We start from the raw sequence: 19,107 nt of genomic DNA, 5'->3' as shown, positions 1-19,107 counted from the left end.
GCCATGGCCCGTCTTGACTATGACGCGTTGAATGCGACGCTGCGCTACCTGATGTTCTCAGTGTTCTCGGTGAGTCCCGGTGCGCTCGGTGACCAGCGTGACGCGATCATCGACGACGCGTCCACGTTTTTCAAACAGCAGGAAGAGCGCGGGGTTGTGGTGCGCGGCCTCTACGACGTCGCGGGCCTGCGGGCCGACGCCGATTTCATGGTCTGGACCCACGCCGAACGTGTCGAGGCCCTGCAGGCCACCTACGCCGACTTCCGGCGCACCACCACGCTGGGGCGGGCATGCACGCCGGTGTGGAGCGGTGTGGGCCTGCACCGGCCGGCGGAGTTCAACAAAAGTCATATCCCGGCGTTTCTGGCCGGCGAGGAGCCCGGCGCCTACATCTGCGTCTATCCGTTTGTGCGGTCTTACGAGTGGTACTTGCTGCCCGACGAGGAACGTCGCCGCATGCTCGCCGAACACGGCATGGCCGCCCGCGGATACAAGGACGTCCGGGCCAACACGGTGCCGGCGTTCGCGCTGGGCGACTACGAATGGATCCTGGCGTTCGAGGCGCCCGAGCTGGACCGCATCGTCGACCTAATGCGTGAGCTGCGCGCCACCGACGCGCGCCGCCATACCCGCGCGGAGACACCGTTTTTCACCGGTCCGCGAGTGCCGGTGGAGCAGTTGGTGCACTCGCTGCCATGACGGCCCAGTTCGATCCTGCCGATCCCACCCGGTTCGAGGAGATGTATCGCGATGATCGGGTCGCCCACGGGTTGCCGGCCGCCACGCCATGGGACATCGGGGGTCCCCAGCCGGTGGTTCAACAGCTGGTTGCGTTGGGCGCGATCCGAGGTGAGGTGCTCGACCCGGGCACCGGGCCCGGGCACCACGCGATCTACTACGCCGCCAAGGGATATGCGGCCACCGGGATCGACGGGTCGGTCGCGGCCATCGAGCGGGCTCGGGACAACGCGCGTAAGGCGGGGGTGTCGGTGAACTTCCAGGTCGGCGACGCCACCACGCTCGACGGGCTGGACGGCCGGTTCGACACCGTCGTCGATTGCGCCTTCTACCACACCTTCAGCACCGCGCCCGAGCTGCAAAGGTGCTATGTGCGGGCGCTGCGCCGGGCCAGCAAGCCGGGTGCACGGCTGTACATGTTCGAATTCGGCGAGCACAACGTCAACGGGTTCAGCATGCCGCGGTCGTTGTCCGAGGACGATTTTCGCCAGGTGCTTCCGGTCGGCGGTTGGGAGATCACCTACCTGGGGACGACCACCTACCAGGTCAACTTGAGCGTCGAGGCCCTAGAGCTGATGGCCGCGCGCAATCCCGATATGGCCGATCAAGTGCGGTGCGTGCTGGAGCGGTTCCGGGCGATTAAGCCGTGGCTGGTGGGCGGCCGCGTACATGCCCCGTTCTGGGAAGTGCACGCCACCCGGGTGGACTGACTTTCACCGAGACTGACGTTTTGCAGTGAAAGTGCGAGAGGGCGTCTGCAAAACGTCAATCTCGGCGCTACACGCTACCGGGGACCAGGCGCAGCGAAATGGAGTTGATGCAATAGCGCTTGTCGGTTGGCGTGGGATACCCCTCGCCGGCGAACACGTGGCCCAGGTGGCTGTCGCAGTTCGCGCACAGCACCTCGGTACGCGTCATCCCCAACGAGTGGTCAGGGCGCAGGGTCACCGCATCGGAGCTTTTCGGGTCGAAGAACGACGGCCAGCCGCAATGCGACTCGAATTTCTCGGTGCTGCGGAACAATTCGGCGCCACAGGCCCGGCACTGGTAGATGCCCGCTGTTGTGGTGTCGGTGTATTCACCGGTGAAGGGCCGCTCGGTCCCGGCGCGACGTAGCACATGGAATTCCTGCGGGGTGAGCTTCTGACGCCACTCGTCGTCGGACAGTTCTAGCTTTGGGCGCGTCATGGGTCCACGCTAGTCCCGATGGCGGTGACCCGCTGCGCCCGGCTCGCCGCGCTTGCGATCACCGCTAGTCCCGATGGCGGTGACCCGCTGCGCCCGGCTCGCCGCGCTTGCGATCACCGCTGGCCCTCCCGCTCGGGCGTCAGCCAGGCTGGATCGATACCGCCGTCCAGCCGGTTGTCCGCCTTGGCGTCCAGATAGCGGAAATAGAGCACGGTAAACGTCACGATCAACAGCAACGACCAACCGTAGGTGATCTTGAGGTATTCCAGCGCGCGGCCCCATCTCATCCAGTTGAACAGCAGCCAGCGATCCAACGTCATGAAGCCGTAGACTCCCAGCCACGCCGGCCAGTTGCGGATCACCGAGTTGGGCAGCACAACGGTCATCAGGAACGGGAACAGCATCATCGAGTAGTAGCCCTGGGCCAGCGACATCACCAGCCACGACCACAGCAGCAGCACACCCGACGAGGTGGTGAACCAAAACAGCGGGTCACCGGTGCGGTAGTAGCGGTACAACAGCCACAATGCGCCGAAGGTGATCGCGGTGAACAGGATCCGCAGGAACAGGATCAGCCAGGTGGGCAGCCCGAAGTAGACGCCGTTGCCCAAGATCGAGCTGTTGAAGTAGTCCCGGGTGCCCAAGATGTAGGGCAGCGTGCGGGTGAAGAAGCTCATCGGGTCACTGACCAGCGGCAGCGCGGCCACGTTGACGACGACGGGAACGACGACGGCGGCCACCAGAGCCCGCCACTGGCGGTTCAGCAGCGGCAGCAACAACAGCGGACCGAGCAGGGGTTTGAGAACCAGGGTCAGCCCGATCGCCAGGCCGCCGCACCACTGACGACTGGCTCGGCCGTCCAACAGCCATCTCAGAAAGAGCACCTCCAACAGCAGGATGCAGCCGTTGATGTTGGTGAACACCAGCGTGTTGGTCACGGTCTCGGTAGCAAACATGGCCAGAATCAGGGCGGGTGCGGCCACCGAGGTCAGCGTGAAGTTGAACATCCGCAGCAGCAGGTAGGCGGCGACCAGGATGGCCGCGGTGTTGATCGAGATAAACAGATAGCGCGACGGGGCGAAGGGCAGGTAGCCGAACGGCGCCATCAGCAGGGTGCCACCGGGGGGATACAGGTAGTGCGGGTCGACGTAGTCGAAGTGCTCGTTATAGATGTCCCATCCGCGCCGGAAGTTCAGCACCGCGCGGTAGACCGGCTTGAAATCGTCGGTGATGTTGCCGTTGGTCGTCAATACGATGCTGCGGTGCAGCACCGACAGGACGGCGGCCGGCCAGAGCGCCGACCGCAGGATCGTCGCGGTGCTCGGGGCGCCGGTGCGCGGACGGAATCCGGCCAACAAGGATGCGCCTAGGCCGGTTCGGATGGAGTCAGCTGCCGTCACCAGCGCACCGTACACCGCGTCCCGCCCGCCCCGAATATCAGGCGGGGCAATAGGTGTCGGTGTCAGGCAGCTTGCCAGTGTCCAGGTAGGCGACGAGTGGCGGCACCGCGCAGGACGAGTAGATGCTGGCGCCGTGGCCAATACCTTGCCACATCACCCGCTTGCTGGCGGCGTTGGCGTTGATGGCCGTGGCGGCGGTCGCGGCGACCCCTTCGTTGCCCACGATCGGGTCGTTTTGCACACCGAGCAACAGCACGTCGACCTTGAGGTCTTTCGGTGGCTGCGGCGGCGAACTGCTGGGCCAGTGCACGCATTTCACCAGGTTGAGCGCCGCGACGGCGCCGAACTGCGGGTAGAGCTTCCCCCAAGCCACCACCAGCTCGCGCACCCGGTCCGGTGTCGGGCGGTTGACCGCATCGCTGCACGAGCTGATGAACTGACCGTCCGTATCCCGGGTGGTATCGGCGCGGTTGATCAGGGCGGACAGCAAGTTCATGTCCCCGGAGCGGGCCGCGGCCAGCGCGTCGGCCAATTTCGTGGTGCTATCGACCCGGCCACTGTCGGGGAAGCCCAACGCGGTGGCGACGGCGTTGGCGACAGCCGCCACCGACGCGCCGCCGGGCCCATCACCGGACCGGGCGGCCGACAGCAGCGCGCTGACCGCGCCTTTCGGATGGGAGCCCAGCGCGCAGTTCACCGCGACACATTGCGCAGCGAATGCGTCCAGCGCCGCCTGTTGGCCCTGGACCTGTTGCTCGGCGGCGGCTTCGGCAGAGACCCCCAACGCGATTGGGGAGTCGAGGATCAGTCTGGCGACGTTGTCGGGACGCGATGCTGCGTAGGCCAGCGCCACTTGGGTGCCGTTGCCAATGCCGACGAAGGCGAGGGCAGGGACGTCCCAGAGTTTGCGTAAGCGCTCGATATCCGAGGCGGCGTGGGTGTTGTCGTAGGCGGACTCGCCTGGCGCGATGGCGTCGGTGCAGTCGGTGGTGGCGGTGTTGGAGATGTCGGAAAGGTTGGCCACCGGATCGTCGCCAGCCTGGAATTGCGCCTGATCACGCATCTCGTCGCGGTCAAAGTGATCGCGGCAGTCGATTGGGCTCGACATGCCCATGCCGCGGCGGTCGACGGCGACAATGGGGTGGCTGCGGAGCACATCGATGCCCGCGTGTGCCAGCCAGACCGGCAACTGCGTCGACGAGGGTAGGTCGGAGCCGGTGGTGAACACCAGGGGTCCTGCGTCGCTCGGGGTCTGGTTGGAGCGCGCGCGCACTACGCCGATGCTTACCGCTGTGGACCCGCCGACGAGCGGGTCGAGGTCGGTGTCATAGCTTGCGCATTCCAGCTTGACGCCGGGCGCTGCTGGGATCCCAGCATTCGAGTACACCCGTGACGTGCAGTCGTGCCACGACAAGTCGTTCTTGGGTGCGGCGAGCGGTGGTGGGCCAGCCGGCGGTGGTGTCGTGGTGGCTGCGCCTTGCGGTCCTGCGCCCGAGTAGGTCGCGAACCGCGGGTCGGCGCCGAACGCCGGGACGCATGCGGCCAGCACTGTCGCCGAGCAGGTCAGCGCGACCAACATCGCGGTTGACGTCATGGGCCGACTCATGCCGACCACAGTAGCCATTCACCCGGCGACGATGCGGGCCGCGTAGTGGGTCGGTGAGGAGGCGGGCATTCACGTCCAGCTGTTTCAGGTCTTGACGTAGCGGGTGTACAGGTAGCCGGAGTCGTCGGTGAGGACATGGGCACAGCGCATCCGGGTCAGCACCTGCCCGGGTCCCGTCACTATGCGGCGCGCCAGGCCGCCGACGACGTAGGGGGCGATCGTCAGACACAGCTCGTCGAGCACGTCACGCTCGACGAATGTCCCGAGCAACGTCGGCCCGCCTTCGGTAAGGATCCGGCGCAGACCGCGAGCCGCGAGCTGGGACACGAGCACTGCCTCATCGACCGTGCCCGGATCGTCGCCGGAGCACGCGATCACCTCGGCGAGGCCCGCGAGCCGCTGGCGCGTGTCATCGGCGACCGCCGTGGTGGTGAGCACCAACGGTGCCATCTCGGTCCGGGTGAATACCGCCATGTCACGGTCAAGGCGACCGGACCTGGTGACGATTGCCAGTTGCGGAACTTCGCTTTGGCCTCGGGCCTGCCGGTGCTGGCGCTGGACGACACCCATCCGGACGCCGGAGTAGCCCTCAATGCGCACGGTGCCCACGCCGACCACGATGACGTCGGCAAGTTCACGCAACAGGTTGAAGACGAATCGGTCGCCGGGCCCGGCCATCGCCCCGCTGGTGCCATCGACGGTAGCGCCGCCGTCCAAGCTGCTGATGAAGTTCGCCCGCAACCAGGTGCCGTCATCCGGATAGTCGTAAAGCTGGGGGAGTTCGCCGTCGGTGAGGTAATGCACCGAGCTGAGCAGCCTTAGCGGGGTGTCAGCGGCTCCGAGCTGACCAGAGTCGGGCATGACCTTGATTGCAGCACGTCGCTACAGTGCCACCATGCACGGGTCTGCCTCCGAAGCTTGCGGTTCGGTGGACCACCTGGTGGACAGGCATCCGACCGTGTCTCCGGTGCGGCTGATCGCCCAACTGCGGCCGCCTCCGACGTTCGCCGAGGTGAGCTTCGCGACGTATCGACCTGACCCGGTTGAACCCACCCAGGCGGCCGCCGTCGTGGCGTGCCAGGACTTTTGCCGGCAGGCCGTCGAGCGGCGTGCAGGCCGCAAGAAATGGTTCGGCAAGCGCGACGTGTTGCCCGGTGTGGGGCTGTACCTGGACGGTGGGTTCGGGGTAGGCAAGACGCACCTGCTGGCCTCTGCCTACTACCAGCTGCCTGGAACCGGCCCGGACGCGCCGACATGTCCAAAGGCATTCGCGACGTTCGGTGAGCTGACCCAGCTGGCCGGTGTGTTCGGCTTCGCCGACTGTATCGATCTGTTGGCCAATTACACCGCTTTATGTATCGACGAGTTCGAGCTGGACGATCCGGGCAACACCACGCTGATCTCCCGGCTGCTTTCGGCTCTGGTCGAGCGGGGGGTTTCGGTGGCCGCCACCTCCAACACACTGCCCGAACAGCTCGGCGAGGGCCGCTTCGCCGCCCAGGACTTTCTACGCGAGATCAACACCCTGGCAAGCATTTTCACCACGGTGAGGATCGAGGGTCCGGACTACCGACACCGTGATCTGCCGCCGGCACCGGCGCCGCTGTCCGACGAGGAGGTGGCCGCGCGTGCCGCACGTGTTGAGGGGGCGACCCTTGACGACTTCGACGCGCTGTGCGCGCACCTGGCCACCATGCATCCGTCGCGATATCTGACCCTGATCGAAGGTGTGACCGCGGTGTTTCTGACCGGCGTGCACGGCATCGACGACCAGAACGTTGCGCTGCGGTTGGTGGCGCTCGTTGATCGGCTCTATGACGCCGGCATTCCGGTGGTGGCGTCCGGCGCTAAGCTGGACACCATCTTCAGCGAGGAAATGCTGGCCGGTGGATACCGAAAGAAGTACCTGCGGGCCACATCTCGCCTGCTGGCCCTGACGGCGGGGGTCATACAAGCTCGCGAACCATGACGTAGTCATTCTCGTGGTGGGCTCCCAGTCGAAACGTCCTGGTGCCGTTGATCTTGAAACCAGTCTTCGCGTAGAAGCGTTGTGCGCGTTGGTTTTTCTGGTTGACACCCAGCCACACCCGGAGCGCGCCCCAGTCGGCGGCGGTAGCCAGCACCTTGTGCATCAATGCCGCAGCGGCTCCGGTGCCATGATAACCCGGCAGCAGGTACAGCTTGGACAGCTCCACGTCCCGGTCGTCACCGCGAATGAGCATGGCGTAACCGACAATTCGGCCGTCATGGCGGGCGGTGAGGATGGCGCGCCGCGGATCGGTCAGATACTCGGCGAACCGGGCCGACGACAGGTTGGCGTCGACGAACGACGCGATGTGCTCCGGGGCGACCGCTGGTGGGCACGCCAGCGGGAAGGTGCGTGCGGCGACGGCGGCCAACTCGTCGGCGTCGGTCACGTCGGCCGTGGCGATCTCGAGGCGCAGGTCAAAGGTTCCACTGTGCGAGGTGCTGGCCGGTTTTCTCGTCCAGCAGCACGACAACCGACACCGGGTCGCGGTAGGCGTCCCAGTACACCCCGCCGCGAACGATCGAGCCCTGTGGCGCGTTGCCCAACGCGGCGTCGAGCCAATCGGATGCGTCGCACGGCCGCGGCTTGTACGCGTCGGCAAACGGCGTTACTCCGGTGAAGCTGAAATTGGTGGCCAAGATGAAGGAGTTGGGCACCCGGACCGCGCGGACCGTCACGTCGGCGCGGGTCACTGAGCTGTCGGGGAAGCTTTTGACCGGGACGCCGCTGCGGGTATAGCCAAATCCCGGCGGCGGATCGACCGGTACGACGCTGCTGACGGTGACGTCGGCGACGTAGGTGCCGGTGTCCACACGCAGCGTGTCGCCGATGTGGCCGATCGGCGCGTCGCCGGCCCACGCACGGGGCACGTCGTTGGCGGCCGCAACGCCCGCGGCGGCGACGAGCAGCGTAGCGAGGACGATCAGCCAGTGGCGCATCTGTGCCTCCTCGGCTCCCGGTGGGGGACCTTCGCATGATTGCACACGCGGCGCCGCGAAGGGGAGGGGTCGCTCGCCTCAGCCGGCATCGGTTGCGCCGGCATCGGTTGCGCCGGCAGCGTTGGCGCCGGTGAGCGATGCGAGCGTGGTGATCAGGTCGGCCTCGGCGCGGCTCTTGTCGACGCCGGATCGATGCAACGGCCCATCCCCGTCCTCGAGTTCTAGCAGTGCCAGCAGCAGGTGTTCGGTCCCGATGTAGTTGTGGCCCAGCCGAAGCGCCTCGCGGAAGGTGAGCTCGAGGACCTTGCGCGCCGGGCCGCTGAACGGGATCGGCTGAGGCGGCTCGGTGACTGCCGGGGGGAGCGTGACCGCCGTACGCAGGGTTGCGATGTCGATCTCCTGCTGCTGAAGCAACGCCGTGGCCAGTGCGGCCGGGTCAGTGAGCACTCCCAACAACAGGTGATCGGGGGTGATCTCGCTGCTGGCGGCTCCGTGCGCGGCGTTTTGGGCCGCGACCACGGCGTTGCGGGCCCGCGGCGTGAAACGCCTGAAGCCCTGGTTTGAATCCAGTGTGGTGGCTTCGGCTCGGGGGACGAACCGCTTTTGCGCGGCCTGTTTGGTGACGCCCATGCTCTTGCCGATATCGGACCAGGAGGCGCCCGAGCGGCGGGCCTGATCGACGAAGTGGCCGATTAAGTGATCGGCGATTTCGCCGAGATGCTCGGCGGCCAGGACGGCGTCGCTGAGTTGGTCCAACACGTCGCTGTGCACCCGTTTGATGGCGTTGATGAGCTCGTCGAGGCGGACGGGGTAGGCGGTGGGTGTGGGCTCCGGCATGACGTCAACAGTAGGTTGACGTTATGCATTGTGTCGACCGTGATTGGCTGCGTAGTGGGTTCTGCAGCGCTGCCAGGCCGCTGCGGGCAGGGTGGCGCCGATCGCGGCCACCAGGCCGGCGTGGGCGTCGCTGGTGACCAGCGCGACCCCGGACAGGCCGCGGGCGACCAGGTCGCGGAAGAACGCCAGCCAGCCGGCCCCGTCCTCGGCGGAGGTGACCTGGATGCCCAGGATCTCTCGGTAGCCCTCGGCGTTGACGCCGGTGGCGATCAAGGTGTGCACCCCGACGACGCGGCCTGCCTCGCGCACCTTGAGCACCAGGGCGTCGGCGGCGAGGAAGGTATACGGGCCGGCATCGAGCGGGCGGGTCCGAAACGCCTCTACGGCTTCGTCGAGCTCTTTGGCCATGATCGACACTTGCGACTTGGAAAGCTTTGTCACACCAAGTGTTTCGACCAGGCGCTCCATCCGGCGAGTGGATACTCCCAGCAGGTAGCAGGTCGCCACCACGCTGGTCAGTGCGCGTTCAGCTCGCTTGCGGCGCTGCAGCAGCCAGTCCGGGAAATAGCTGCCCTGGCGCAGCTTGGGGATCGCGACGTCGATGGTTGCGGCACGGGTGTCGAAATCACGGTGGCGGTAGCCGTTGCGCTGATTGGACCGCTCATCGCTGCGTTCGCGGTAGCCCGCCCCGCACAGGGCGTCGGCTTCAGCCCCCATCAAGGCGGCGATGAACGTCGAGAGCAGCCCGCGCAGCAGATCCGGGCTCGCCTGTGCGAGTTGGTCAGCCAGAAGCTGCTCGGTGTCGATAAGATGAGAAGAGGTCATTGCGTCATTTCCTTCGATTGACTTTTGCTGGTCGTTTCGAAGGATCACGCGATGACCGCCCACTACTGGGCTACGACACGCCCACCGGCCTTACCTGCCCGTACACCACACCCCTGGACGTAACTGGCCGCCGCCGCCGCGCCCTAGGCGTGGCTGTAGCGCCGCTGGCAGGAGCACATGGGTGCTTTCGCATCTGCGGCAACGCACCCGCTGGGGCCGCACATCGATCACCTGCGAGCCGAGGCTGCGCACATGCCGGCGCCGTCCATATCGCCACCGCCGCAAGGTGTCGCCACATCCGCGGCGGGGGCAGACCAGCTGGCCCTCAGTCAGGGCCTGCTCGGCCGCCTCGGCCGTACGGACGACGATCATCGGGTGCTCCGGTGCGCATGACCCACCAGCGTGGTCTATCACGTCCTGGCCAGGAAGGGGCCAACTGGTGTTGCTGTCAGAGGAATCAAGCCCATCGCCAAAACCGGCAAACACAATAAGTGATCGACCAGAACAAACGAAATTTTAGCAAACACACTCAGGAGACGGCGGGTCGCCGTGTCGCTGTGTGTAGGGGTCTGGGGATTTGTACGGGTCTGGGGTTGTGGGGGACAGCAAACACAAAACCCATGCCTAGCAAACACGACGCCACGTGTGTCGGCCAGACGCTGTGACTCCGCTTCGGCCCTGTCTGGTCGTCGTCAACTCCACCGCGGAGGCGCGCCGGTTTAGGGGCTCGCTGTGCTGTGTGGCCCGAACCGTTGGAACGCGGCCTGGCGGGTGATGCCGAGGGCGACGCCGATGGCTGCCCAGGTGTCGCCGGCGGCGCGGGCAGCATTCACTGCGGCCCGCAACTCAGATTCGGCTGTTTGGACCGCTTCTTTCGCGGCGATGATGCGCCGCAGGTGGCTGGCATCGTGGGCGTCGGCCGGGTTGGGCTCGATCGTGTCGAGCCACTCGTCAATGTCGGTCTTGTGCTTCACTCTTATCTCATCACCTCAGGTAGTCGTAGAACTTCGGGCGTAGTACGTTGGCGTGGATAATCCGGGGTGGTTCGTCTGCTGGGATGACCAGCTCTAAAAGGCGCCCGGTTTGGTCGGGGCCGATCACCAGCAGTTGAACTTCGCCGTGGTATTCCAGTTCGACGTAGCGCAGCGCGTTGCGGTATGCGTGGAGCATGGCGTCGTCGTTGATGCCGTGCTTGCGGGCGCTAGCCCTCACCTCCACGTGTAAACGTTACCTTTACAACAGGCTGCCGTAAAGAATGGCTTACAGCCCACTGGCGGCTACTCGGGTCAGGTCGGTCAATTGCCACGCGCAGGCCGCTACGGTGGGCGGCACTGTTTCTCACCAGCGCAAACAGAAGAGTCCCCACCGTTTCCGATAGGGGCTGCTCTCGCGGATGGGTTGGTGGTTAATCGCACGAGTCGGAGTCGAGGCCCTCCGGGCGATACAGGCTGTGGCGGGCTGGCCGTCATGTCGATCCAGGGGTCGTAGGTCGCGATGAGGGCTCGCAGCGATGCTGGAGGCCAGTCTGTGAAGTCCCGCACGTCGAATCGGTCCAGAAGCTCGCGCCGGAGCCGCGTCAGGTCATCCATCAGTGCCCTCGTTGATAATCCGCAGGCTCGGCCGCGCGAGCTCCCTGTTCTGTGCGGGTGGCCCGTAGTGCGCGTCGAGCCGGTCTGCGAGTTCGTGCCGGAGCCGGTTTGTGGACAGGCCGAGGTGCTCGGCGAGCCAGCCGCCGCTCATCGGGTCACCTCAGCCCGCCGGTCACCCTCAACGACCGTTTGCAGCCGTTCGCAGAAGGCGAGCGCGGTGGTGATCAGCTCCGTCAGCTCGGTTGCGCGGGTGCGGCGTGCCTCGGTGAGTTCGGTGGACGCGACAACAGCGTGATAGCGGGCGTCGACCAGGCGCTTGCAGCAACAGGCCAGGCTAGCCAGCGGGCGGCAGGCGCATCTGGTGGGGTCACCGTCGGTGTCGGCGTGGGCACGGAACAGAGGAACCTTTCGGTGGTTGCACCGAGTCAGTTCACATTTAGTTCACGCAGCCCAGATTTTGTGGATGAAACCGCAGGTCAATCGTGGTGCGCGATACTGGGATTGAACCAGTTTCACTAGTGGGCCGGTGGGATACTGTCTGACCTGTACAGAAAGCCTCTGACCAGGCGACATAGACAACAGTACCCCCGGAAGCGTGCGGAAGCAAGCGGCATCTGATGTAGTCTCTTATTGCGCGTTTATTGCGCGGGACAGGGGACGACAGTGACGCAAACCGGCAAGCGTCAGAGACGCAAATTCGGTCGCATCCGACAGTTCAACTCCGGCCGCTGGCAAGCCAGCTACACCGGCCCCGACGGCCGCGTGTACATCGCCCCCAAAACCTTCAACGCCAAGATCGACGCCGAAGCATGGCTCACCGACCGCCGCCGCGAAATCGACCGACAACTATGGTCCCCGGCATCGGGTCAGGAAGACCGCCCCGGAGCCCCATTCGGTGAGTACGCCGAAGGATGGCTGAAGCAGCGTGGAATCAAGGACCGCACCCGCGCCCACTATCGCAAACTGCTGGACAACCACATCCTGGCCACCTTCGCTGACACCGACCTACGCGACATCACCCCGGCCGCCGTGCGCCGCTGGTACGCCACCACCGCCGTGGGCACACCGACCATGCGGGCACACTCCTACAGCTTGCTGCGCGCAATCATGCAGACCGCCTTGGCCGACGACCTGATCGACTCCAACCCCTGCCGCATCTCAGGCGCGTCCACCGCCCGCCGCGTCCACAAGATCAGGCCCGCCACCCTCGACGAGCTGGAAACCATCACCAAAGCCATGCCCGACCCCTACCAGGCGTTCGTGCTGATGGCGGCATGGCTGGCCATGCGCTACGGCGAGCTGACCGAATTACGCCGCAAAGACATCGACCTGCACGGCGAGGTTGCGCGGGTGCGGCGGGCTGTCGTTCGGGTGGGCGAAGGCTTCAAGGTGACGACACCGAAAAGCGATGCGGGAGTGCGCGACATAAGTATCCCGCCACATCTGATACCCGCCATCGAAGACCACCTTCACAAACACGTCAACCCCGGCCGGGAGTCCCTGCTGTTCCCATCGGTCAACGACCCCAACCGTCACCTAGCACCCTCGGCGCTGTACCGCATGTTCTACAAGGCCCGAAAAGCCGCCGGCCGACCAGACTTACGGGTGCACGACCTTCGACACTCCGGCGCCGTGTTGGCTGCATCCACCGGCGCCACACTGGCCGAACTGATGCAGCGGCTAGGACACAGCACAGCCGGCGCCGCACTCCGCTACCAGCACGCCGCCAAGGGCCGGGACCGCGAAATCGCCGCACTGTTAAGCAAACTGGCCGAGAACCAGGAGATGTGATGATGGCCGATGCGGTTAAGTACGTAGTTATGTGCAACTGCGACGACGAACCGGGAGCGCTCATCATCGCCTGGATCGACGACGAACGACCCGCCGGCGGGCACATACAGATGCGGTCGAACACCCGCTTCACCGAAACACAGTGGGGCCGCCATATCGAGTGGAAACTCGAATGCCGGGCATGCCGAAAGTATGCGCCGATATCCGAGATGACCGCCGCGGCGATCCTCGACGGTTTCGGGGCGAAGCTTCACGAGCTGAGAACGTCGACCATCCCCGACGCTGACGATCCATCAATAGCAGAGGCGCGACACGTAATTCCGTTCAGCGCATTATGCTTGCGCTTGAGCCAGCTAGGCGGGTAAATTTTCCGGTGCGCGCATGTGCGCGTTCCCGTCGCCGAGTCTCGGGTGGACGGTCTCTCACGAGACCGAAAGGCCCGGCATGGCAGACGCTCCCCCGTTGTCACGGCGGTACATCACGATCAGTGAGGCCGCCGAATATCTAGCGGTCACCGACCGCACGGTCCGCCAGATGATCGCCGACGGCCGCCTACGCGGATACCGCTCCGGCACCCGCCTCGTCCGTCTGCGCCGCGATGAGGTCGACGGCGCCATGCACCCGTTCGGTGGTGCCGCATGACCGCCGTCGGCGGGTCGCCGCCGACGCGACGATGCCCGGCCACAGAGGACCGGGCACCCGCGACAGTCGCCACACCGTCTAGCACCGATCCTACCGCGTCCCGCGCCGTGTCGTGGTGGTCGGTGCACGAGTATGTCGCACCGACCCTGGCCGCCGCCGTGGAATGGCCGATGGCCGGCACCCCGGCGTGGTGCGACCTCGACGACACCGACCCGGTCAAATGGGCCGCGATCTGCGACGCTGCTCGGCATTGGGCACTCCGGGTGGAGACGTGCCAGGCCGCGTCGGCCGAGGCATCACGTGACGTATCCGCCGCCGCCGACTGGCCGGCGGTCTCTCGGGAGATCCAGCGTCGGCGTGACGCCTACATTCGGCGGGTGGTGGTCTGAGATGGCTGACATCCCCTACGGCCGTGACTATCCCGACCCGATCTGGTGTGACGAGGACGGCCAGCCGATGCCGCCGGTCGGCGCCGAATTGCTCGACGACATTAGGGCATTCTTGCGGCGGTTCGTAGTCTATCCAAGCGACCATGAACTGATCGCGCACACCCTCTGGATTGCGCATTGCTGGTTTATGGAGGCGTGGGACTCAACGCCCCGAATCGCTTTTTTGTCACCGGAACCCGGCTCTGGCAAGAGCCGCGCACTCGAAGTCACGGAACCGCTAGTGCCCCGGCCGGTGCATGCCATCAACTGCACACCGGCCTACCTGTTCCGTCGGGTGGCCGATCCGGTCGGGCGGCCGACCGTCCTGTACGACGAGTGTGACACCCTGTTTGGCCCGAAAGCTAAAGAACACGAGGAAATTCGCGGCGTGATCAACGCCGGCCACCGCAAGGGAGCCGTCGCGGGCCGCTGCGTCATCCGCGGCAAGATCGTTGAGACCGAGGAACTGCCAGCGTACTGTGCGGTCGCCTTGGCCGGCCTCGACGACCTGCCCGACACCATCATGTCTCGGTCGATCGTGGTGAGGATGCGCAGGAGGGCACCAACCGAACCCGTGGAGCCGTGGCGCCCCCGCGTCAACGGCCCCGAGGCCGAGAAGCTGCACGACCGGTTGGCGAACTGGGCGGCCGCCATTAACCCGCTGGAAAGCGGTTGGCCGGCGATGCCGGACGGGGTGACCGACCGGCGCGCCGACGTCTGGGAGTCCCTGGTTGCGGTTGCTGACACCGCGGGCGGGCACTGGCCCAAAACCGCCCGTGCAACCGCAGAAACGGATGCAACCGCAAATCGAGGAGCCAAGCCCAGCATAGGCGTGCTGCTGCTGCGGGATATCCGTCGAGTCTTCAGCGACCGGGACCGGATGCGCACCAGCGACATCCTGACCGGACTGAACCGGATGGAGGAGGGACCGTGGGGCTCCATCCGCCGCGGCGACCCGCTCGACGCGCGCGGCCTCGCGACCCGGCTCGGCAGATACGGCATCGGGCCGAAGTTCCAGCACAGTGGTGGCGAACCACCCTACAAAGGGTATTCGCGGACCCAGTTCGAGGATGCGTGGTCCCGGTATCTCTCTGCCGACGACGAAACCCCCGAGGAACGAGATTTATCGGTTTCCGCGGTTTCCGCGGTTTCACCGCCGGTTGGCGATCCCGGTGATGCAACCGGCGCAACCGATGCAACCGATCTCCCGGAGGCGGGCGACTTGCCGTACGAGCCGCCGGCGCCCAACGGGCACCCCAACGGCGACGCGCCGCTGTGCTCCGGGCCGGGATGCCCCAACAAGCTCCTCAGTACTGAGGCCAAGGCCGCCGGCAAATGCCGGCCCTGCCGAGGTCGAGCGGCGGCTAGCGCTCGGGACGGCGCCCGATGAGCGGCCACGCGTTGGCTGCTCGGACGTTGCTGGCCGCCGCGGACGAGCTTGTCGGCGGCCCGCCAGTCGAGGCTTCGGCCGCCGCGCTGGCCGGCGACGCCGCGGGCGCATGGCGGACCGCGGCCGTCGAGCTTGCGCGAGCGTTGGTCCGCGCTGTGGCGGAGTCGCACGGCGTCGCGGCCGTTTTGTTCGCCGCGACGGCCGCCGCGGCGGCGGCCGTCGACCGGGGTGATCCGCCGTGAGCCCGCCGAGAGAACCCGACTGTCGGACACCCGGAACACCGTCGATCACATCATTTTCCAGGGAGAAAGGAGCCCATCATTGACCCACAAGCGCACTAAACGCCAGCCAGCCATCGCCGCAGGGCTCAACGCCCCGCGTCGGAATCGCGTTGGGCGGCAACATGGTTGGCCGGCCGACGTTCCGTCCGCCGAGCAGCGCCGCGCCCAACGGCAGCGCGACCTCGAGGCTATCCGCCGAGCGTACGCCGAGATGGTGGCGACATCACACGAAATCGACGACGACACAGCCGAACTGGCGCTGTTGTCGATGCATCTCGACGATGAGCAGCGCCGGCTTGAGGCGGGGATGAAGCTCGGCTGGCATCCGTATCACTTCCCCGACGAACCCGACAGCAAACAGTGAAAACCCGAAACCCGCAGGTAGGGGGGGTGGGTTGCCATCGCCAGCAACCGCCCGACCGGACACCGCCACGGTGGGAGAGCGTGTGCGCGCTCAAGTTTTATGGGGCGTTTTTTGGCATCATGGCATTCGCGACCCGAAACCCGGAAAGAGGAGGGTGGTGTTGAAAATGGGTAGGCGTGGTCCCGCGCCGGCGCCGGCGCAGTTGAAACTCCTCGGCGGCCGCTCGCCGGGCCGTGATTCTGGCGGCCGGCGGGTTACACCACCGGCGGCGTTCGAGCGTGTTGCGCCGGAATGCCCGGATTGGTTGCCGCCAGGCGCTAAAGACATGTGGGGGCGCGTCGTTCCCGAGCTTGCGGCATTAAACCTGCTGAAGGAGTCCGACCTTGGGGTGCTGACCTCCTTCTGCGTCGCCTGGGATCAGCTCATGCAGGCTGTAACAGCCTACCGTGAACAGGGTTTCATCGCGACGAACGCCCGCAGCCGACGGGTGACGGTGCATCCTGCCGTGGCCGCGGCCCGGGCCGCGACGAGGGACGTTTTGGTGCTCGCGCGCGAATTGGGGTGCACGCCAAGCGCTGAGGCGAATTTGGCTGCTGTGCTGGCGGCGGCGGGGGACCCCGACGACGACGAGTTCAACCCGTTCGCCCCAGACCGGTGATGACCTTTTGTGTGTGATACAATCGAGTTTGGCATCTCGGCATCCGCCGACGCCGGGCAGTCGCCGCGGGGCGGCTGGAACCCGGATAGCGGCCGCCATGCGCCACAAGCGATTCCGCGCGTTTCTTGCGTCTGCTAGGCGGTGGCCGAATTTTGAGTAGCATCCTTTTCCGCACGGCCGAGCTGCGGCCTGGTGAGGGCCGCACCGTGTACGGCGTCATCGTGCCTTATGGCGAGGTGACCACCGTCCGCGACCTCGACGGCGAGTTCCGGGAAATGTTCGCTCCTGGCGCTTTTCGGCGCTCCATCGCTGAGCGCGGCCACAAGGTGAAGCTGCTGGTCTCCCACGACGCTCGAACCCGCTACCCGGTTGGCCGGGCCGTCGAGCTGCGTGAGGAGCCTCACGGCTTGTTCGGGGCGTTCGAGCTTGCGAACACCCCGGACGGCGACGAGGCCCTGGCGAATGTGAAAGCTGGTGTGGTGGACGCGTTTTCGGTGGGTTTCCGGCCGATCCGGGACCGCCGGGAAGGGGATGTGATCGTGCGGGTCGAGGCGGCGCTGTTGGAGGTCTCCTTGACCGGCGTTCCGGCCTATCTGGGCGCGCAGATCGCCGGTGTGCGCGCGGAATCGCTTGCAGTCGTTTCCCGTTCGCTAGCCGAAGCCAGGTTAGCCCTGATGGATTGGTAACTCTCTCATGACTAATGAACAACATTTCGCTGACGATGGCGACATCAAACAGCTCAGCCTCGACGAAACCCGTTCCGCGGCAAAACAGCTCCTCGACTCCGTCGAGGGCGACCTGACCGGTGATGTGGCGCAACGTTTTCAGGCGCTGACACGCCACGCCGAGGAACTGCGGGCGGAGCAGCGCCGCCGCGGCCGCGAAGCCGAGGAGGCGCTGCGCCGCTGCCGGGCCGGTGAGCTGAGGGTGGTGCCCGGTGCTCCCACCGGCGGCGACGACGGCGACGCGCCGCCGGGCAACTCGTTGCGCGACATCGCGTTTCGCACACTGGACGTTTGTGTGCGCGATGGCCTGATGTCGTCGCGGGCGGCGGAAGCCGCGGAAACCTTGTGCCGCACCGGGCCGCCGCAGTCGACGTCGTGGGCGCAGCGCTGGCTGGCGGCCACCGGCAACCGCGACTACCTGGGGGCGTTCGTCAAGAGGGTTTCGAACCCTGTTGCGGGGCACACGACCTGGACCGACCGGGAAGCGGCCGCGTGGCGTGAGGCGGCCGCGGTGGCCGCCGAGCAGCGAGCAATGGGCTTGGTGGACACCGCCGGCGGGTTTTTGATCCCGGCGGCGCTGGATCCGGCGATTCTGCTGTCGGGTGATGGTTCAACGAATCCGATCCGGCAGGTGGCGAGGGTGGTGCAAACGACCTCCGAGGTTTGGCGGGGCGTGACCTCCGAAGGCGCCGAGGCTCATTGGTACTCCGAAGCCCAGGAGGTGTCCGACGATTCGCCAACGCTGGCCCAGCCGGCGGTGCCGAGCTACCGTGGCTCCTGCTGGATTCCGTTCAGTCTCGAGATTGAGGGTGACGCCGCCGGATTCGTCGCAGAGGTGGGCCGCGTCCTAGCGGATTCGGTTGAGCAGCTGCAGGCGGCGGCGTTCGTCAGCGGCTCCGGCAACGGCGAGCCCACCGGATTCGTCTCCGCACTGACCGGCACCGCGGACTACACCGTCACCGGCGCGGGGACGGAAGCCGTTGTAGCCGCCGACGTTTACGCGCTGCAGTCGGCGTTGCCGCCGCGCTTTCAATCCAACAGCGCGTTCGCGGCGAACTTGTCCACCATCAACGTGCTGCGCCAGGCGGAAACCGCGAATGGGGCGCTGAAATTCCCATCGCTGCACGCCAGCCCGCCGATGCTGGCCGGGAAACACATCTGGGAGGTGTCGAACATGGACACCGTGGACGCGGCGGTGACCGCCACCAATTACCCGCTGGTGCTTGGCGACTGGAAGCAGTTCATCATCACCGACCGGGTCGGGTCGACGGTGGAGCTGGTGCCGCACGTGTTCGGCGGCAACCGCCGACCGACCGGACAGCGCGGATTCTTCTGCTGGTTCCGAGTCGGTTCTGATGTGCTGGTGGACAATGCGTTCCGCGTGCTGAAGGTGCAGACCACCGCGTAGGTGCCAGGCGTGGGCGGCCCTTTTCGGGTCGTGCGGGCAAAAAGGGAGAACTTTAGCAACCTTTCGGCTCCCAGCGGCCCGCACGGCCCGGAGACTTAGGGGTGCCGGGTCGCCCACGCCGCCAAAAAGAGAACCAAGAGGGTCAAGAGGGGTGATTTTGGGTGGCGAGATCAGTCAACGACTACCGGCGTGAGCTTGAGCGTTGGGTTCGGCAGCAGCAGCGTGTCCAGGATCAGTTCCGGATGGGTGTGCAGCGCGCGATTGAGAGGG

Annotated in this window: 26 protein-coding genes and 2 other annotated features; of the genes, 15 read left to right on the top strand and 11 right to left on the bottom strand. The window is 66.1% G+C overall.

What is annotated here, in order from left to right; all coding sequences use genetic code 11:
- Window positions 1–3 precede the first annotated feature (3 nt).
- Together Rv2676c and Rv2675c are read left to right on the top strand one after the other, a co-directional pair.
- Entirely contained in the window at window positions 4–699 is a 696-nt protein-coding gene (locus Rv2676c) for a hypothetical protein (protein ID NP_217192.1), read from the top strand.
- Window positions 696–1,448, top strand: coding sequence for a hypothetical protein (locus tag Rv2675c; RefSeq protein ID NP_217191.1), 753 nt, complete (start codon window positions 696–698; stop codon window positions 1,446–1,448). The genes Rv2676c and Rv2675c overlap by 4 nt, the downstream gene beginning before the upstream one ends.
- Before the next feature lie 67 nt (window positions 1,449–1,515).
- On the opposite strand, the gene msrB is transcribed toward Rv2675c, so the two are convergent.
- The 4 genes from msrB to ribD form a co-directional block, all read right to left on the bottom strand.
- Window positions 1,516–1,926 (bottom strand): peptide methionine sulfoxide reductase MsrB, encoded by a 411-nt coding sequence (gene msrB, locus Rv2674; RefSeq protein NP_217190.1) that lies wholly within the window; start codon window positions 1,924–1,926, stop codon window positions 1,516–1,518.
- 113 nt (window positions 1,927–2,039) lie between these two features.
- Complete coding sequence (aftC, locus tag Rv2673; RefSeq protein ID NP_217189.1) at window positions 2,040–3,341, bottom strand: alpha-(1->3)-arabinofuranosyltransferase; 1,302 nt, start codon at window positions 3,339–3,341, stop codon at window positions 2,040–2,042.
- A 22-nt stretch (window positions 3,342–3,363) separates the two neighbouring features.
- Window positions 3,364–4,950 (bottom strand): protease, encoded by a 1,587-nt coding sequence (locus Rv2672; protein ID NP_217188.1) that lies wholly within the window; start codon window positions 4,948–4,950, stop codon window positions 3,364–3,366.
- A gap of 66 nt (window positions 4,951–5,016) precedes the next feature.
- The gene (ribD, locus tag Rv2671; protein NP_217187.1) at window positions 5,017–5,793 is read right to left on the bottom strand and encodes a bifunctional diaminohydroxyphosphoribosylaminopyrimidine deaminase/5-amino-6-(5-phosphoribosylamino)uracil reductase; all 777 of its coding nucleotides are present in this window, start codon (window positions 5,791–5,793) and stop codon (window positions 5,017–5,019) included.
- Here ribD and Rv2670c point away from each other — a divergent pair.
- Entirely contained in the window at window positions 5,792–6,901 is a 1,110-nt protein-coding gene (locus Rv2670c; protein ID NP_217186.1) for a hypothetical protein, read from the top strand. The two genes, ribD and Rv2670c, sit on opposite strands and share 2 nt — an antisense overlap.
- Here Rv2670c and Rv2669 read toward each other — a convergent pair.
- The 7 genes from Rv2669 to Rv2662 form a co-directional block, all read right to left on the bottom strand.
- Entirely contained in the window at window positions 6,879–7,349 is a 471-nt protein-coding gene (locus tag Rv2669) for a GCN5-like N-acetyltransferase (protein NP_217185.1), read from the bottom strand. The two genes, Rv2670c and Rv2669, sit on opposite strands and share 23 nt — an antisense overlap.
- Before the next feature lie 28 nt (window positions 7,350–7,377).
- The gene (locus tag Rv2668) at window positions 7,378–7,899 is read right to left on the bottom strand and encodes a hypothetical protein (protein ID NP_217184.1); all 522 of its coding nucleotides are present in this window, start codon (window positions 7,897–7,899) and stop codon (window positions 7,378–7,380) included.
- A 78-nt stretch (window positions 7,900–7,977) separates the two neighbouring features.
- Window positions 7,978–8,736, bottom strand: a complete 759-nt coding sequence (gene clpC2 / locus Rv2667; protein YP_177897.1) for an ATP-dependent protease ATP-binding subunit ClpC — start codon at window positions 8,734–8,736, stop codon at window positions 7,978–7,980.
- Between the two features lie 41 nt (window positions 8,737–8,777).
- Window positions 8,778–9,686, bottom strand: a mobile genetic element (IS1081'-4, len: 909 nt. Defective Insertion sequence IS1081 element; truncated at 3'-end.).
- Window positions 9,599–9,613, bottom strand: a repeat region (15 bp Inverted repeat at the left end of IS1081:TCGCGTGATCCTTCG, right end copy is missing). Its footprint overlaps the feature before it by 15 nt.
- Window positions 9,652–9,933 carry a hypothetical protein gene (locus Rv2665; RefSeq protein ID NP_217181.1) on the bottom strand — a complete coding sequence of 94 codons (282 nt, stop codon included), beginning with the start codon at window positions 9,931–9,933 and terminating at the stop codon, window positions 9,652–9,654.
- Window positions 9,934–10,280: 347 nt before the next feature.
- Window positions 10,281–10,535, bottom strand: a complete 255-nt coding sequence (locus Rv2664) for a hypothetical protein (protein NP_217180.1) — start codon at window positions 10,533–10,535, stop codon at window positions 10,281–10,283.
- Between the two features lie 10 nt (window positions 10,536–10,545).
- Window positions 10,546–10,779 (bottom strand): hypothetical protein, encoded by a 234-nt coding sequence (locus Rv2663; protein NP_217179.1) that lies wholly within the window; start codon window positions 10,777–10,779, stop codon window positions 10,546–10,548.
- Window positions 10,780–10,877: 98 nt separating this feature from the next.
- Window positions 10,878–11,150 (bottom strand): hypothetical protein, encoded by a 273-nt coding sequence (locus Rv2662; protein ID NP_217178.1) that lies wholly within the window; start codon window positions 11,148–11,150, stop codon window positions 10,878–10,880.
- Between Rv2662 and Rv2661c the strand changes: the two genes are divergently transcribed.
- The 12 genes from Rv2661c to Rv2650c all read left to right on the top strand — a co-directional run bounded on the left by Rv2661c (window position 11,056) and on the right by Rv2650c (window position 18,837).
- Window positions 11,056–11,445, top strand: a complete 390-nt coding sequence (locus Rv2661c) for a hypothetical protein (protein NP_217177.1) — start codon at window positions 11,056–11,058, stop codon at window positions 11,443–11,445. The genes Rv2662 and Rv2661c overlap by 95 nt on opposite strands.
- Window positions 11,442–11,669, top strand: coding sequence for a hypothetical protein (locus Rv2660c; protein ID NP_217176.1), 228 nt, complete (start codon window positions 11,442–11,444; stop codon window positions 11,667–11,669). Before Rv2661c ends, Rv2660c begins: the two co-directional genes overlap by 4 nt.
- A 144-nt stretch (window positions 11,670–11,813) precedes the next feature.
- On the top strand, window positions 11,814–12,941 hold the full coding sequence (locus Rv2659c; protein NP_217175.1) for a prophage integrase: 1,128 nt from the start codon (window positions 11,814–11,816) through the stop codon (window positions 12,939–12,941).
- 2 nt (window positions 12,942–12,943) lie between these two features.
- Window positions 12,944–13,306, top strand: a complete 363-nt coding sequence (locus Rv2658c) for a prophage protein (protein NP_217174.1) — start codon at window positions 12,944–12,946, stop codon at window positions 13,304–13,306.
- 16 nt (window positions 13,307–13,322) lie between these two features.
- The gene (locus Rv2657c) at window positions 13,323–13,583 is read left to right on the top strand and encodes a prophage protein (protein ID NP_217173.1); all 261 of its coding nucleotides are present in this window, start codon (window positions 13,323–13,325) and stop codon (window positions 13,581–13,583) included.
- Window positions 13,580–13,972: a prophage protein gene (locus Rv2656c; RefSeq protein NP_217172.1), complete on the top strand. Its 393-nt coding sequence runs from the start codon at window positions 13,580–13,582 to the stop codon at window positions 13,970–13,972. Before Rv2657c ends, Rv2656c begins: the two co-directional genes overlap by 4 nt.
- A gap of 1 nt (window position 13,973) precedes the next feature.
- Window positions 13,974–15,401, top strand: a complete 1,428-nt coding sequence (locus tag Rv2655c) for a prophage protein (RefSeq protein ID NP_217171.1) — start codon at window positions 13,974–13,976, stop codon at window positions 15,399–15,401.
- Window positions 15,398–15,643, top strand: coding sequence for an antitoxin (locus Rv2654c; protein ID NP_217170.1), 246 nt, complete (start codon window positions 15,398–15,400; stop codon window positions 15,641–15,643). Before Rv2655c ends, Rv2654c begins: the two co-directional genes overlap by 4 nt.
- A gap of 79 nt (window positions 15,644–15,722) precedes the next feature.
- Complete coding sequence (locus tag Rv2653c; RefSeq protein NP_217169.1) at window positions 15,723–16,046, top strand: toxin; 324 nt, start codon at window positions 15,723–15,725, stop codon at window positions 16,044–16,046.
- Between the two features lie 31 nt (window positions 16,047–16,077).
- Complete coding sequence (locus Rv2652c; RefSeq protein ID NP_217168.1) at window positions 16,078–16,704, top strand: prophage protein; 627 nt, start codon at window positions 16,078–16,080, stop codon at window positions 16,702–16,704.
- 152 nt (window positions 16,705–16,856) lie between these two features.
- On the top strand, window positions 16,857–17,390 hold the full coding sequence (locus Rv2651c; RefSeq protein NP_217167.1) for a prophage protease: 534 nt from the start codon (window positions 16,857–16,859) through the stop codon (window positions 17,388–17,390).
- A 7-nt stretch (window positions 17,391–17,397) separates the two neighbouring features.
- Window positions 17,398–18,837 (top strand): prophage protein, encoded by a 1,440-nt coding sequence (locus Rv2650c; protein NP_217166.1) that lies wholly within the window; start codon window positions 17,398–17,400, stop codon window positions 18,835–18,837.
- The last annotated feature ends 270 nt before the right edge of the window (window positions 18,838–19,107 follow it).

It is taken from the genome of Mycobacterium tuberculosis H37Rv (assembly GCF_000195955.2).
GTDB classification, from domain to species: Bacteria; Actinomycetota; Actinomycetes; order Mycobacteriales; family Mycobacteriaceae; genus Mycobacterium; species Mycobacterium tuberculosis.
This window is presented reverse-complemented; position numbering and strand designations above follow the sequence as displayed.

What these genes read in the sequence shown, in the direction of transcription:
- Rv2676c (NP_217192.1), top strand. Translation starts at nt 4, where the DNA reads ATGGCCCGTCTTGACTATGACGCGTTGAATGCGACGCTGCGCTACCTG.
- Rv2675c (NP_217191.1), top strand. Translation starts at nt 696, where the DNA reads ATGACGGCCCAGTTCGATCCTGCCGATCCCACCCGGTTCGAGGAGATG.
- msrB (NP_217190.1), bottom strand. Translation starts at nt 1,926, where the DNA reads ATGACGCGCCCAAAGCTAGAACTGTCCGACGACGAGTGGCGTCAGAAG.
- Rv2672 (NP_217188.1), bottom strand. Translation starts at nt 4,950, where the DNA reads ATGGCTACTGTGGTCGGCATGAGTCGGCCCATGACGTCAACCGCGATG.
- Rv2670c (NP_217186.1), top strand. Translation starts at nt 5,792, where the DNA reads ATGACCTTGATTGCAGCACGTCGCTACAGTGCCACCATGCACGGGTCT.
- ribD (NP_217187.1), bottom strand. Translation starts at nt 5,793, where the DNA reads ATGCCCGACTCTGGTCAGCTCGGAGCCGCTGACACCCCGCTAAGGCTG.
- Rv2668 (NP_217184.1), bottom strand. Translation starts at nt 7,899, where the DNA reads ATGCGCCACTGGCTGATCGTCCTCGCTACGCTGCTCGTCGCCGCCGCG.
- clpC2 (YP_177897.1), bottom strand. Translation starts at nt 8,736, where the DNA reads ATGCCGGAGCCCACACCCACCGCCTACCCCGTCCGCCTCGACGAGCTC.
- Rv2665 (NP_217181.1), bottom strand. Translation starts at nt 9,933, where the DNA reads ATGATCGTCGTCCGTACGGCCGAGGCGGCCGAGCAGGCCCTGACTGAG.
- Rv2661c (NP_217177.1), top strand. Translation starts at nt 11,056, where the DNA reads ATGAGGGCTCGCAGCGATGCTGGAGGCCAGTCTGTGAAGTCCCGCACG.
- Rv2662 (NP_217178.1), bottom strand. Translation starts at nt 11,150, where the DNA reads ATGGATGACCTGACGCGGCTCCGGCGCGAGCTTCTGGACCGATTCGAC.
- Rv2658c (NP_217174.1), top strand. Translation starts at nt 12,944, where the DNA reads ATGGCCGATGCGGTTAAGTACGTAGTTATGTGCAACTGCGACGACGAA.
- Rv2657c (NP_217173.1), top strand. Translation starts at nt 13,323, where the DNA reads ATGTGCGCGTTCCCGTCGCCGAGTCTCGGGTGGACGGTCTCTCACGAG.
- Rv2656c (NP_217172.1), top strand. Translation starts at nt 13,580, where the DNA reads ATGACCGCCGTCGGCGGGTCGCCGCCGACGCGACGATGCCCGGCCACA.
- Rv2655c (NP_217171.1), top strand. Translation starts at nt 13,974, where the DNA reads ATGGCTGACATCCCCTACGGCCGTGACTATCCCGACCCGATCTGGTGT.
- Rv2654c (NP_217170.1), top strand. Translation starts at nt 15,398, where the DNA reads ATGAGCGGCCACGCGTTGGCTGCTCGGACGTTGCTGGCCGCCGCGGAC.
- Rv2650c (NP_217166.1), top strand. Translation starts at nt 17,398, where the DNA reads ATGACTAATGAACAACATTTCGCTGACGATGGCGACATCAAACAGCTC.